Origin of the sequence: Abiotrophia sp. HMSC24B09 (genome assembly GCF_001815865.1) — a bacterium.
GTDB lineage: Bacteria > Bacillota > Bacilli > Lactobacillales > Aerococcaceae > Abiotrophia.
In genome coordinates this window covers 34,666-48,919 of sequence record NZ_KV822213.1, presented here as the reverse complement: position 1 = coordinate 48,919, position 14,254 = coordinate 34,666, and the positions used below count along the sequence as shown (strand labels likewise).

10 protein-coding genes and 1 other annotated feature are annotated in these 14,254 nt (G+C 46.4%); all 10 genes read right to left on the bottom strand.

The annotated features are described in order from the left end of the window. Positions 1 to 28 precede the first annotated feature (28 nt). On the bottom strand, positions 29 to 1,339 hold the full coding sequence (locus HMPREF3093_RS08355; protein ID WP_070756526.1) for an ABC transporter substrate-binding protein: 1,311 nt from the start codon (positions 1,337 to 1,339) through the stop codon (positions 29 to 31). A gap of 134 nt (positions 1,340 to 1,473) precedes the next feature. Next, a complete protein-coding gene (locus HMPREF3093_RS08350) occupies positions 1,474 to 2,502 on the bottom strand; it encodes a LacI family DNA-binding transcriptional regulator (RefSeq protein ID WP_070756525.1) in 1,029 nt (342 codons plus the stop codon). Between the two features lie 191 nt (positions 2,503 to 2,693). Beyond that, entirely contained in the window at positions 2,694 to 3,170 is a 477-nt protein-coding gene (locus tag HMPREF3093_RS08345) for a thermonuclease family protein (protein ID WP_218970172.1), read from the bottom strand. A gap of 65 nt (positions 3,171 to 3,235) precedes the next feature. Next, positions 3,236 to 3,973: a thermonuclease family protein gene (locus tag HMPREF3093_RS09965; RefSeq protein WP_070756523.1), complete on the bottom strand. Its 738-nt coding sequence runs from the start codon at positions 3,971 to 3,973 to the stop codon at positions 3,236 to 3,238. A gap of 185 nt (positions 3,974 to 4,158) precedes the next feature. Further along, positions 4,159 to 4,926, bottom strand: coding sequence for a TrmH family RNA methyltransferase (locus HMPREF3093_RS08335; RefSeq protein WP_070756522.1), 768 nt, complete (start codon positions 4,924 to 4,926; stop codon positions 4,159 to 4,161). An 8-nt stretch (positions 4,927 to 4,934) separates the two neighbouring features. Then, positions 4,935 to 6,344: a dipeptidase PepV gene (gene pepV / locus HMPREF3093_RS08330; protein ID WP_070756521.1), complete on the bottom strand. Its 1,410-nt coding sequence runs from the start codon at positions 6,342 to 6,344 to the stop codon at positions 4,935 to 4,937. An 18-nt stretch (positions 6,345 to 6,362) separates the two neighbouring features. After that, on the bottom strand, positions 6,363 to 7,094 hold the full coding sequence (locus HMPREF3093_RS08325) for a pseudouridine synthase (protein WP_070756520.1): 732 nt from the start codon (positions 7,092 to 7,094) through the stop codon (positions 6,363 to 6,365). Then, entirely contained in the window at positions 7,091 to 10,468 is a 3,378-nt protein-coding gene (locus HMPREF3093_RS08320; protein WP_070756519.1) for a putative polysaccharide biosynthesis protein, read from the bottom strand. Before HMPREF3093_RS08320 ends, HMPREF3093_RS08325 begins: the two co-directional genes overlap by 4 nt. 13 nt (positions 10,469 to 10,481) lie before the next feature. Further along, positions 10,482 to 12,890 (bottom strand): leucine--tRNA ligase, encoded by a 2,409-nt coding sequence (leuS, locus tag HMPREF3093_RS08315; protein WP_070756518.1) that lies wholly within the window; start codon positions 12,888 to 12,890, stop codon positions 10,482 to 10,484. A 62-nt stretch (positions 12,891 to 12,952) separates the two neighbouring features. Next, positions 12,953 to 13,153: a binding site (T-box leader), on the bottom strand. A 29-nt stretch (positions 13,154 to 13,182) separates the two neighbouring features. Further along, the coding region (locus tag HMPREF3093_RS09855) for a muramidase family protein (RefSeq protein WP_180363298.1) at positions 13,183 to 14,254 on the bottom strand (1,072 nt) is incomplete at its 5' end.

The following is a 14,254-nucleotide window of genomic DNA, read 5'->3' as shown; positions in this document are numbered from 1 at the left end:
CCCCTAGCGGAACTACCTGCCCAAGGTCTTATTGATTGAGCGCTTCGTCAATCGCAATTTGCATTTCTTCTGCACGTTGATCCAAGACTTGTTGCACGTCTGGATTTTCTTCATAGTAACTAATATCTTGCATAGCTTGTTGGAAAGCACGAGATACTTGTGGGTAAGCGACCACTACTGGACGAGCGTGGGCGGTCGCAGCATTTTGTTCCATCAAGAAGCGCATTGGCTCAGATACCTTGTCTTTGATATTCGCAATGGTGGTCTTACGGATTGGCAGAACGCTGTTGCCTAGGCTAATGATTTCACTAGACTCGGTGTTGGTTGCAAACTTAATGAATTCAGCTGCACCTTCTTTTTGTTCTGACTTTTCCGTCACAGCTAATTGCCAGCTACCAGATGGGGAAACTAATTTCTTAGTAGTATTAGATACTGGGTAAGGCAAGATACCATATTCAATGTCTTTATAGTTTTCATTTAAGTCATTAATGGTCCAAGATCCGCTTAAGATCATTGGGTAAACGCCTGTTTCAAAGCCTTTTTCAACTGGGCTAATCGTGGTGTAACCTTCTTTGACTAAATCTTGAATGAATTGAACGGCCTCAACACTTTCCTTACTGTTGAAGTAACCTTGTGCCTTAGTCCCGTCTTCATTCACAACAGTCCCACCATTTGACCAGAGTAATGGCATATATGCATATGGCAGCATTTCGTCCATAGAATTGAGGCGGAAGTCAATTGCTGGTTGTTTGAAGTGGTCTGTCAACTTCTTGCTAATCGCCTTAAATTCGTCCCAGGTCCAAGGTTTTTGAAGGGTTGGAAGTTCTGAATCTTCAATGCCTGCTTCCTTGAACATTTTCTTGTTGTAATAAATCCCAACGTTGGATTCAGAGAAGCCAAAGGCATAGAATTTACCATCATAGGTCCCTTGTTGTTTAATGGAATCAAGTACATCATCCATATTAGCGTCAGCTAAGTAGTCATCCAATGGCGCAATCACCTTAGACTTAGCATAGGCTGCTGTGTTTGGTCCATCTAAAGTAATAACGTCTGGCAAGGTGTTAGTGGTAATACCCGCGTTGACCTTGTCTTCATAACCACCACCAGAACCACTACGAGGAATGTATTCTGTTGTTACTTGGTACTTTCCATCGTACTTCTTGTTGAAGTTTTCTACGACTTTTGCCCAAGCCTTCCCTTCTGCGGTCTCATCTGAAAACTGTACCCAAACCTTGATGTCTTGGCCGGCAGCATGGGCTACGGGGGTTGGCGCCATTGCTCCTGCTAAGAAGCTCATCGATAAAGTGGTCAGAGCAGATAAGATGAATCCTTTTTTCATGTTGTTTCCTCCTTTTTGAAACGTTTCAATTTTTCTTTATTATTCAAGCCCTGGCCTGATATTCTATCTTGCTGGGGCTCGGAAATGAAACGTTTCAACTTATAGCTTAATTTTAATACCGCTTTCACGGTTTGTCAAGGTCTTTTTTTAGTTTTGATCAACTTTTTTCGCGTAGTGCCTCCTTCGCGAAAATGTACGGGTAAGACGACACGATGACTGCTTGGTTGTTCCGGCCCTTTAATCAGGGTCATTAAGAGTTCTACCGCAGCATTAGCCATCTGATCAATAGGCTGCGCAATGGTTGAGAGCAGATAGTCCTGATTCTCTGCTGTTTTGAGGCCATCAAAGCCAATCAGCTGATAGTCATCGGGACAGCTCTTACCGAGGGCTTGCATTACTTTCATGACATGGAGAGCCATAAAATCGTTAACGGTGAAGAAGCCATCCAATTCTGGATTTTCCTGGATAAAGGTCTTAATATGCCCTTCTAAATTGTCAATAGGTTCTGGCATATCTAAGGTAGCCACGCTATATCCGTGTTTTGAAGCATAATCATAGAATCCGGCCTTACGCAAGACTGTCTCATTCTCGTAAATATTTGTGCCACCAATATAGGCTAGCTGCTTGGACCCGCGCATCAACAGTTGCTCTGCAGCAATCTGACCACCTACAAAGTTTTCTGCAGTAACATAATAGACATTCTCGGAGAAGTGCCGATCGATGCTAACAAAAGGAAGAGAAGACAAAATATACTTATCGATGTCAGAGTAAGTAATGCCAATAATGCCATCCACCTTGTTCTTCTTTAGCATTTCAATGTACTCGATCTCATTACTCGCATCACCATCTGCATTACAAATCAGGAGCTTATAGTGATGCTGCTGCAACTCCTTCTCTACATGATAGGCGAACTGCGAGAAAAATGGATGCCAAATGGTTGGCACAATCAGTGCCACAATATTGCTGCGATTGGTTTTGAGCCCACGGGCATATTCATCGGGCTGATAGTTTAATTCGCGTATTGCCGTCTGGACCTTCTCATAGGTTGAATCCTTAACTCGAAAGCCATTGACCACACGAGAAACCGTCCCTAGACCAACGCCAGCCCGCTCCGCCACATCTTTCATGGTCGCTTTGGCTGAGAATTGATTAGCATCTTTCATAGTATCACCTCTTACTTCTTAATCTTACCATGAAATGTAGCGTTTTCAAGTATCATTCAATTTGTCTTTGAATTTTCGTTAACTTGCCCAAATTCCTATGCAAGACGAAAAGACTGGAAACAAGCTCCAGTCTTTTCCTATAAATTAATTACCAATTAGTTTTTAACTTAAACTCACACGCACTACGCCCATCACCTTTCAGACCCATACAATGACCATAGACCAGCTTTAGCTTCTTTGGCTTCTTTTTGCGATGCCTCTAAATAATTCAAATAACGCGTATTAGGTGGGTAAACATAAGCAACTTGAGCTAGACCCTCACTCACTAAGATTTCTTGGACAAGTTGCCCATCAAGCCAAACATAAATTAAATCGCGTTGATACTTATCTTTGTGCGTTCCAATATCATATTCAACTTCAATTTTGTGAGCCTGTTGAAGCAAGTGCTGAAATCTCTGTTTGGCCTCAAGTCCATATGGCTGTTGCCCCAATCGAGGATGATGTAGTTCGGGAGTATCTATCAGTAACAAGCGAGCTTTAATCGACTTACCGGAGCCTAGGTCAAAATAGGCAGTATCTCCGTCGACTACCTGGTATGCCTTTACTTCTTCAAGTAATTTGGGATTTATTGGCTTAGCCTGTAGGTTAGGTGAAGCTTGGGCTATCACTCCTACTGGTCGGCCACCTAAACAGATAGTCACTAATACTAATAGAAGTATAAACAGTGTCCGTCTCATCGTTCACAACCGATACCGTCTCCATCACGATCAAACTTTGGATCCCATCCTGGATCACCTGGCCGGATAGGTGCAGCACCAGCAGCCTTGACTTCCTTACAGTTCTTATAGAAAACTGAAGGCTGAGTAGGAGCAGAAGCCGGCGCTTGAGCCTGACTAGCACTCAAGTCCTTGCGAACTGGATCATCGGAAAATACCCCGCTCTGAGACCAAATTTTGCTACTGGATTGCTTAGCATAGTCTTCAGATTCCCGCATGACTTTAAGATACGGTTCATCCGCTGACTGAATATAGTCCACCCGCGCTAATCCTTCCGTAACTAAAGCTTCCTGAAGCAAGATATCATCCGCCCACAGAAAAAGTGTGGATTTACCGTCAATTTTCTGTTCTGCTCCTCCCGAATCTTCTACATTTAGTGTGTCAGCCTCCCCAAGCAAACTTTCTAAACGTTCTTTTGCTTCTTTAGCAAAAGGCTTGTTCCCTTTCATTTCGGGCGCATTAACCATTGCTAAATGCGCTTCATAACTTGAATCATCAGGGAGAGTAACCCTGATTAAGTCACCTTCTAAGACCTCAATAGACTTTACTTTGGTGACTTTTCTGTCTCCCGTTTGCTGAGCCAAAACTTTATATCCCAAACTATCTTGACTAACCTTAGCGGATACATCTGCACTTAGAGCGCTACCGGCGCATAACAATAGAAACGATGCGCTAATATAGACTGACTTTTTCATTGCACACACTTCCCTCTCATTTTTTCACGCAACACAGAACAATTCTTACTATTAAATAGTATAATCATCCACAAACATCATTCTAGCACTCTCCGTTTCATCTGCAATAGGTATCATTTAAAAAAACAAAACCGATAAGTTTCACCCTAGTTTTTACTCAAAAAAAGCAGGCCTAGGCCTGCTTTTTACGCTTGAAAATAAAACATTAGAATGCCACCAGCAACTGCCACATTGAGTGACTCAGCCTGTCCTGGCATTGGAATGTAGATGGTCTGGTCAGCTACTTGAATAACCTCTTCCGAGACCCCTTGACCCTCATTGCCCAGCACTAAGGCTAGTGCCTGATCAGTCGACACATCTGTATAGGCTTTCGCCTCTTGGTGAAGGGCCGTCACAAACCAAGGAATACCAGCGGCTTCAAAGGCTGGACGGGCCTCCTGTAAGAGATCCAAACTGACGACCTCCAGGTGCCAAAGTGAACCTTGGCTCGCTCTAAGGACTTTGTCATTGTAGACGTCCACCGTGCCTTTGCCTAGAATGACCCCATCATAAGCTGCTGCATCTGCTGAGCGAATCAGGGTTCCCAGGTTACCTGGATCTTGCACCGCATCCAAAATCAGATAGCGTTGACCAGAAGGCTGCCAACCAAGGGGCGATGACGGTAAGTCTATAACCGCCATAATTCCTTGGGGTGTAGGCGTCTCGCTCAGGTCCTTCAAGAGCTCAGGACTAACCAAAAGAAGTGGCAGACTATGGGCCTGATTGGGTAACTGGCTCAAATCATAATCCGGTGTAGCCACCAAATGACGGACATTTTGCCCTGACTTAAGGGCCTCTTCTACCAGATGAGTCCCCTCAATCAGGTACTGCTCCGCCTTCTGGCGCCCTTTAGCAGTAGCTAGTTTCTTCCAGGCCTTAATCTTAGGATTTTGCTTGGACTGAATAACTTCCATGGCAAGACCTAGCGTGTAATACGGTAGATAGCTTCAGCATAAATAGCTGTTGCCTTAAGTAAGTCATCAATCGCGATAAATTCATTGGCTTGGTGCATCGTGTCAATCGAATCTGGGAACAAAGCACCGTAGGCTACCCCACGTGGCATCAGGCGGCCATAGGTACCGCCACCGATGGTCATTTCATGCCCTTCAAGGCCCGTTTGTTCTTCATAGACTGCTAGCAATTCCTTAACCATTGGGTCATCAACTGACACATAGTGTGGTTCCTTGAACTCACCCCACTCAACACTTAACTCATGGCCAGCCAAACGTTGAGCAGTTTGAGCAGCCATTTTTTCTGGATCAGTGCCTTTTGGATAACGGAAGTTGGCTACAATGCTACCACCTTTGTCATCTCGGTAGTTAACCAAGCCCACGTTCATGGTCAATTCTTGCATGACAGGATCACGGTGAGCCACGCCTAAGTTAACCCCTTCAAAGTCTTGGTGCAGATGGTCCGCTAAAAGATGAAGGAAGCTCTCTGCACCTGCTCGATCAAATTCAAAACGGTGAAGGTACTTAGCCAAGAAGGTCGCTGCATTGACCCCTTTGCTTGGCGTCGAACCGTGGGCTGCCTTCCCAATCAAGGAGAAGGTCGCTTGGTTGCCTTGCAGTTGCACTTGGCCACCTAATTGATGTTCTAAAAGGAAGGACTCAAAGTCCACCACTAGCTCTGCTAAATTAGCACTTTCTACAACAGCCGTCGCATCTTGAGGTACCATGTTTTCACGCAAGCCTGCTTCAAAACTAACTAAGTGGTTAGCTCCAGCCGCCTCAGCCCCTGCTTGGAAATTAAAAGTCGCTGACACGTTGCCTTTCTCCCCGTTAATGATTGGGAAAATAGCATCTGGTGAGAAGCCATAGTCTGGCATTTCAGCATGCTTGAAGTAGTAATCCATACATTGCCAGCCACTTTCTTCGTCGGTCCCGACAATTAAGTGGAGACGTTGGTTAAGTTCTAGCCCTAATTCACGTAAGAGTTTGAGCGCGAAGTAAGCTGCCACTGTTGGCCCCTTGTCATCGCTAGAGCCACGAGCATAGATACGGCCATCTTTTACTACTGGTTCAAAAGGATCGGTATCCCAGCCAGTTCCTACGGGTACCACATCGACGTGACCCAGAATACCAACCAGCTGATCACCTGATCCAACTTCTACACGTCCAGCCCAAGGGCCAAACTGCTTAGTCTCAAAGCCATCTTCTTGTGCCATGTTGAGAAATTCTTCTAAGGCCGCCTTAGGTCCAGGACCTACTGGCGCCTCTGGCGTTGCCTTATCGTCTTCACGAACAGATGGCACCTTCAATAAACGGAATAAATCTGCGAAGAGCGCCTCTTTACGCGCTTCGACTTCTTGTAACCAATTAATCTTTGTCATAGTCTACCTCCTAAATACTTATTCTGCCACATAACCATAAGGCTCGAGAGCTTGCGCCTCTTGCTCAGTCAAAGAGCGCCACTGGCCAATGGCTAAATCTGAATCTAAGCGCAAGGGCCCCATGGCCAAGCGATGGAGGGTCAGAACCTCCTTGCCGACAGCTTGGAACATACGCTTCACTTGATGGAATTTACCTTCCTGGATAATGACCTGAATTTGACTGGTGCCTTGATCCACATCTTGACTTAAAACGGTCAAGTCTGCAGGCAAGCTAATAAAATCGCTTAAGTCCAGCCCCGCCTCAAAGGCCGCGATATCCGCCCGGTCCACCAAACCTCGGATGGTGGCGGTGTAAGTTTTATTAACTTTCTTCTTAGGCGATAAGAGTTGGTGAGCTAGCTGCCCATTATTGGTAAGCAACAAAAGCCCCGTTGTATCAATATCCAAACGTCCCACGGGGAAGAGGTCCAAATGTTGGTAGCCCTTCCCTAGCCAGTCAATCACGGTCTGATGGCGCGCATCTTCCGTGGCAGACAAAATACCCGCCGGTTTGTTAAGTAAATAATAGTGATATCGCTGATAGGGGACCACTTGGCCCCCTACAGCAACGCGGTCGCTACCGGGCGTCACTTGCGTGCCGCCCTTGCTGCAAACCTGATCATTTATGGTGACGATTTTTTGGGCTAGCAGTTGCTTAATGTCTTTCCGACTGCCCCAGCCCGTATCCGCCAAATATTTCTCAATTCTCATGAGAAGAACCTCATCTTATCTTGCAGGTCTTTCTTACGCGAACCGAAGAGGATTGGTAAGAGACCAAATAAGGCCATCACTGTCATGTAGACGAAGACACCTACCAAGACAACCAAGATTACCTTGACGAAAGTCATGCCTCGCCCAACTGGCCCCATGAGGCCGTTCAAGACTTGAGCCCAGATGCTGGTGCTAACGCCCATCAGCGCTGTCCCAACTAGCATCTTAACAAGTTTTGGTGTCATCTCGCTATAGCGTAAAGGTACCGACTTGTGAATGGTCCGCCACATGAGCAAGGAAGACACCAAGAAGGCAAGACCTGTGGAAAGGAAGGTCCCTTGCGCTTGGAAAATCGCCACAAGTGGGAATTGCAGGACCACTTTGACGACTAAACCAATCAAGAGATGCCAAATGGAGAGACGACGGAAGTTCATTGCCTGCAGAATAGTCGATAGAATGGTGTAGAGTCCTAAAACAATCGACATGTAGGAGGCCGTCACTAGAAGGCCTGGCCCCGATTGACTCCCATTAGCATAGAAGAGTTGGTAAACTTCAGTAGGAATGCTTGCCATACCAACTGCGGCTGGCAACATCACAAAGCTGAAGAGCAAGATAACGTGCTGAATTAAGTCACCCGTTCCTTCCTTGTCCTGCTCGGCAAAACGTTTGGTGATAGCCGGCAGAGAAGACAGGGAAATCCCAATGGCCAAGGAGATGATAATCATAATCAGCTTATTGACGTCTAGGCTCAACACCCCATAGAGTTCCGCGATTTCGCTACGCAAGAGGCTAGATGTGTAGCCCATAATCTGACCGAAGGTATAGGTATCGATGTTTTGTGCGATAATAATACCGGATCCCACCAGGATGAAAGGAACAGAGTCTATAAGCATAATCCGCAGGGTCTTCATTAAATCGAATTCATCACGGGATTGGTCCGTTTCAATCAAAGCCTTAATCATCGGCAAGCGACGAAGGTAGACGAAAATCAAGTAGACCAGAGACACTGCCGCCCCGATAAAGGCCGCAAAGGTCGAATGGATAACTGCCGTTGTCGCTGCCCCATTGAAGAGCTTCATGACAGCGTAAGTCGCTGCCAACATATAGAAGACGCGAGCAATTTGTTCCAGAATTTGGGATACAGCCGTTGGCACCATGTTGTTGTAGCCTTGGAAATAGCCCCGCAAGAGGCTCATCACCGGCAAGATAACTAGTGGTGGTACTAAGGAACGAATAACCAAAGTGGCTGCTGCATGGTCAATGGTTGGGGTAGCTGCCGCTAAGGCTGGCGCTACGAAGAATAGCGCCGTCGCCGTAACCAAGCCCATCAAACTCATGACAATCATACTTGCCTTAAAAAGTTGGTCTGCAAAACGGTATTGCTTTTTGGAGTGATAGTAGGCCATCTGTTTGGCAATGGCACTTGGGAAACCCGCTGTCCCAATAGCTAGGAAAAGCGCATAAGGCTGATAACCCGCGCTATATAGGGTATTGGCATTGAGGTAGTCAGCCCCTAGCCAAGCCGCCCAAGGAATGACATAGATGGCACCCAAAATCCGGGAGAAGATATTCCCGAAAGTCAGCCAAGTCGCCCCTTTGACGATGGATTGCTTTTCGTTAAGTTCAGCTTCAATAGTGATGTCATCTTCATTCAGGTATTCCTCTAGAACTTGGTCCGTCAAAATAGGCTCAGTAAAGACCTGAGTAGCCTGGCTAACTTGGTCACTGTAGGCCTGAATGGCCTCTGGCGTAATCGCCTGGGTGTCCGTTAAGTCAAAGGCTAGTTGTTGGCCTAGAGATGGGCTTTCAGGACTGGCGGTCTGAGGTCTTTCCGTCGGACGCGCCGCTTGAGGCTCCGGGTGGCCGGCCACCGCCTCTTCTTCTAGTTCCAAATCAAAATCTGAACTAGGGGAGGTATCAGAGTCGGTTTCAAGTTCTAAGGCGTCATGTTCAGCCTCTGGCTCTACTTCTTGCTCCGAAGCTGTTAGGCTGGCACCACCTTGACTATCATCTTCATCATGGTCAGAGTCTGACTCATCAGAAGGGTGACTTGTTTGGGAATCCTCTTGAGTCGTTGCTTCTGGCTCGGACTCCTCTTCTTCCTTAGGTTCGCCTTCTTGAATCCAACGCACTAGACGTTGCCAAAGGTTAAGTTTTGGTTCAGCCACTTCCTCTTCTTGAGGCTCTTGCTCAGTTACTTGATCTGAGTCTAAGCTTTCATCAGCTTCTGGCTCGTATTTAGCTTCTGGCTCAGCTTCTGACTCAGTCTCTTGTTCCTCTATATCTAAGACAGATACTGGAGCCCATTGGTTGTCATCGTCACTCTTGTCCTCTTGTGAAGCTAAATCGGCTTCTTCTTCCAATTCAACAGGAGCTAGCAGATTAAGGTCTACACTTTCTTCTTCTGCCTCTTCTTGGGCTTGACCTTGAGTTTCTAGGTCTTCCTGACTCGGCTCCGAACTTTCAGTTCCTTGGGAAGTCTCAACACTATCCAAGTTTGCTTCAACTTGCTCAGTAGGTTCAACTTCTGCCTCAGCTAATTCCACTTTTACATCAGTTAGTTCAAGTTCTGGTTCTGCTTGATTTTCAATCGGGGTAAGCTCGTCATTAACTTCCACCTCTACAGGCTCTTCAGCTAATTTGTCTTCTGGCACAGCTGCCTCTTCCTTAGGTTTGAGGCTATTGACTCTTTGCGCGATACCTTGCCACCAGTTTTGCATCAGTCGCTCAATCTTGGTTGGGGTCAATTCTGGTGCCCCAAATTGGTCATAAGCATCCAAATCGTCTAAGTGATCTAAGCTATAGTGGGCTTCATAGACAGCGTCTAAATCTAAGCGAGGTAGCTTAAGCGATTTTGATGCTTTGGCTTCTGTCGGCTGAGGTTTTGGATGTTTTGGACGATAGATAAAAGGATTATAGTTTGGATCATCTTGTCCTTCTAAATCAAGATTACTTGTGGAGCTGCTTTCAGCACTCTCTAGCTCTAACTCTGGAAGATCAGCATCTAACTGGTCTTGTTCTTCCTCATCTTCATCTTGCTTAGTTGGCTCAGTCTCTTCTTCCCAGGCTGGCAAGTCATTGACTAACCAGTCTGCCTTATCCTTTGCTGGCTCACTAGGTGTTGGCTCGGCATCTGCTTGGAAGATGGGGTCTACATCAAATTGATCATCGTCTAGTTCCAAATCCAGGTCAGCTGGCAGATTGAGGTTAAAGTAATCGCCATCTTCTGGTTGCACATTAGGCCGACGTAGTTTCTTCATGTCTTCTTTGGAAAAGATGACGGTCTCATGCAAGTTTTGTTCTTCGGCCAACAAAGCCTGTAAATCCGGGCTTGGTGTGCCGCGCTCTAAATCGCGCTTGTCTCTTTCTGTCATCTGCATCGTCTCCTTAATTTGCTACGATATTGACTAATCGGTTAGGAATTGCTACCACTTTGCGTAGGGTCTTGCCTTCAAGTTGTGCTTGAATCTCTGGCAAGTTAAGAGCTAAATCACCTAAAGCATCTGCTGCCATATTGGCTTCTACCATGACCTTAGCCTTAATCTTCCCATTAATTTGAACTACAACTTCTACCTGATCTTCAATGGTCAATGCTTCCTCATAGCTTGGCCAAGCGACATGCGAAATGCTGTCTTGGTGACCTAGCTTTTGCCAGATTTCCTCACTAATATGCGGGGCCAATGGCGCCAATAATTGAATCAAGCCTTGGGCATATGCTTTTGGAATGATGGCCTGGTCTTTTGTGGCATTGAGGAAAATCATCATTTGCGAAATTGCGGTATTGAAGTGAAGAATTTCATAGTCTTCCGTTACCTTCTTGACAGTTTGATGGTAGACACGTTCTAGGGCAGGGTTCTCAGCATCTTGAATTCGCTCGCTGAGGCTACCATCCTCTGCCACGTAGAGGCGCCAAATCCGATCAAGGAAGCGACGAGTAGATTCCAAGCCGTTCTCACTCCAGGCAATCGAAGCATCCAATGGGCCCATGAACATTTCATAGACACGTAGGGTATCTGCACCGTATTGTTCTACCACATGGTCTGGATTGACAACATTCCCCTTGGACTTAGACATCTTATTGCCGTCCGTCCCCAAGATCATGCCTTGGTTGAAGAGCTTCATGAAAGGTTCCTTAGTTGGTACTACACCTAAGTCGTAGAGGAATTTATGCCAGAAACGCGCGTAAAGCAAGTGCAGGACGGCATGTTCCGCTCCCCCAATGTAAAGGTCGACTGGCAGCCATTTGGCTAACTTGTCTGGATCTGCTAGGCGCTCTGAATTCTGTGGGTCGATATAACGGAGATAGTACCAAGAACTACCCGCCCATTGTGGCATGGTGTTAGTCTCACGACGACCTTTACGGCCTGTCTTTGGATCTACCACCTTGACCCACTCTTCAATAGCAGCCAATGGTGATTCGCCCGTACCACTTGGTTGAATCTTATCGGTCACTGGCAGACGAAGTGGTAATTGATCTTCAGGCACTAGACTCATACTGCCGTCTTCCCAATGAATCACTGGGATAGGCTCGCCCCAATAACGTTGACGTGAGAAGAGCCAGTCACGTAGACGGTAGTTGACTTGGCGTTGGCCTTTGCCCTGAGCTTCTAACCAATCAATCATGGTTGTGATGGCTTCTGCATTATGAAGGCCGTTCAAGAAGTCAGAATTAATGTGGGGTCCGTCACCTTCATAGCAACCCGATTCATTGTGTTCGATTACAGATACAATTGGCAAATCGTACTTGCTAGCAAATTCGAAGTCCCGCTCGTCGTGGGCTGGTACCCCCATGACTGCCCCGGTTCCATAAGAAGCCAAGACATAGTCCGCAATCCAAATTGGTAAGAATTCACCAGTTACGGGATGTTTAACGTAACCTCCCGTAAAGACCCCGGATTTATCCTTATTAAGGGAAGTCCGGTCCATATCACTCTTCGTTGCGACTGCGTCAACATAGGCTTTTACCGCAGCTTCTTGTTCAGGGCTGGTGACTTTCGCTACTAATTCATGTTCAGGTGCTAAGACCACATAAGAAGACCCAAAAAGAGTATCCGCGCGTGAAGTAAAGACTTGTACTTGGTCGGCGTGACCCACAATATCAAAGTTAATCAAGGCCCCTTCGGATTTACCAATCCAGTTGCGTTGCATTTCCTTAAGGCTTTCAGGCCAGTCTAGAAGATCTAAGTCTTCTAGAAGACGCTCTGCATAGGCTGTAATCTTGAGCATCCATTGTTTCATTGGTTTACGGAAAACCGGATGCCCTCCACGCTCGGATTTACCATCAATGACTTCTTCATTAGCCAAGACTGTTCCCAGGGCTGGGCACCAGTTAACGGCTACTTCTGCTTCATAGGCTAAGCCTTTTTCATACATTTTGGAGAAAATCCATTGGGTCCATTTATAATAGTTAGAGTCGGTTGTATTGACTTCCCTCTCCCAGTCGTAGCTGAAACCAAGTGAATTGATTTGACGGCGGAAAGTTTCGATATTGGCAGCAGTAAAATCAGCTGGGTCATTCCCCGTATCCAAAGCGTATTGTTCAGCAGGCAAACCAAAGGCATCCCAACCCATTGGGTGCAAGACATCGTAGCCTTGTGCCCGTTTCATACGTGCCACGGCATCGGTTGCTGTATAGCCTTCTGGGTGCCCTACGTGCAAGCCCTGACCAGATGGATAAGGGAACATGTCTAGCGCATAGAACTTAGGATGCCCAGGACGCTCCTGAGTTTTAAAGGTTTGGTTTTGGCGCCAATAGTTTTGCCATTTTTCTTCGATTGCTTTGTGATTATAGGTCATCACATAACCTCCTTGCATTTCTGATAAAAAAAGCCCTACATAAACCGTGTTAAACACAGTTCACATAGGGCGAAATTTTCGCGGTACCACCTAATTTAAGCTAGAATAGCTTATCTCTAGCCTTAACGCGGCGGACGTCTAGTCTTACTAAGATTCAGACTAGCTTCAATTGGATGAGTTCAGTAGCACTCCCGGCTTATTTCCACCACCCATAAGCTCTCTATAACAGTTGTACCGCCTACTAATTCCAATATTGAATTACTATTAAGTCTAGTATATCAAATACTAGCGACTAGTTCAATGAGATGACTTGACCTACTTGGATGAAATGAGAACCCCCATTGTTAGCGATCAATTTGTAAACATCTACCCCATTACGACGAGCGATTGAATACAAGGTGTCACCTGCTTGGACAGTATATGAACCGCCACTTGCTTGGCTAGCGTTGTTTGCAGCTGGTGCTGGTGTTTCAGCAACGGCTGGCGCTGGACGCTCTGCAGGAGCTGGTGTTTGGCTAACTGGTGCAGGAGTTGGGGCTGGTGTTTCAGAAGCGGCGCCACCACCTGGCACCTTGATACTTTGACCTGGGTACAAGAAGTAGTTTGAAGTCCCGTTTAAGCGTTGGAGCTCTGAAATTGAAATTCCATACTTGTTAGCAATACGCCAGTAGCTGTCACCTGCTTGAACAGTATAGTTGCCACCGCCTGTGCTTGGCGCTGGTGCTGGTGTTTCAGCAGGAGCTGGTGTTGTACTTGCAGTGTTGCTAGCAGGAGCTGGTGTCGCACTTGCTGAACCTGAGCCTGGCACTTTGATGCTTTGGCCTGGGTACAAGAAGTAATTTGAAGTTCCGTTCAAGCGTTGGAGTTCTGAAATCGAAATCCCGTACTTGTTAGCAATACGCCAGTAACTGTCGCCTGCTTGGACAGTATATGAACCGCCTGCTGCTGGGGCTGCAGTCGTTGTACTTGTTGAAGTAGAAGAACTGTTTGATGAAGCAGTGGCATTTGAAGATGACCCTGAACCTGGAACCTTGAGACTTTGACCTGGGTACAAGAAGTAATTTGAAGTCCCATTCAAGCGTTGGAGTTCTGAGATAGAAATACCGTACTTGTTAGCAATACGCCAGTAGCTATCACCGGCTTGGACTGTGTATGAACCGCCCGCTGATGGTGCTGCGCTTGTTGTACTTGTTGAAGCAGAGCCACTGTTTGATGACACTGATGCATTGGTTCCTGAACCTGGCACTTTAATGCTTTGGCCTGGGTGGAGGGTGTAATCAGAGGTGCCATTTAAGCGTTGGAGTTCTTGGATAGAAATCCCGTACTTATTAGCGATACGCCAGTAGCTATCACCGGCTTGGACT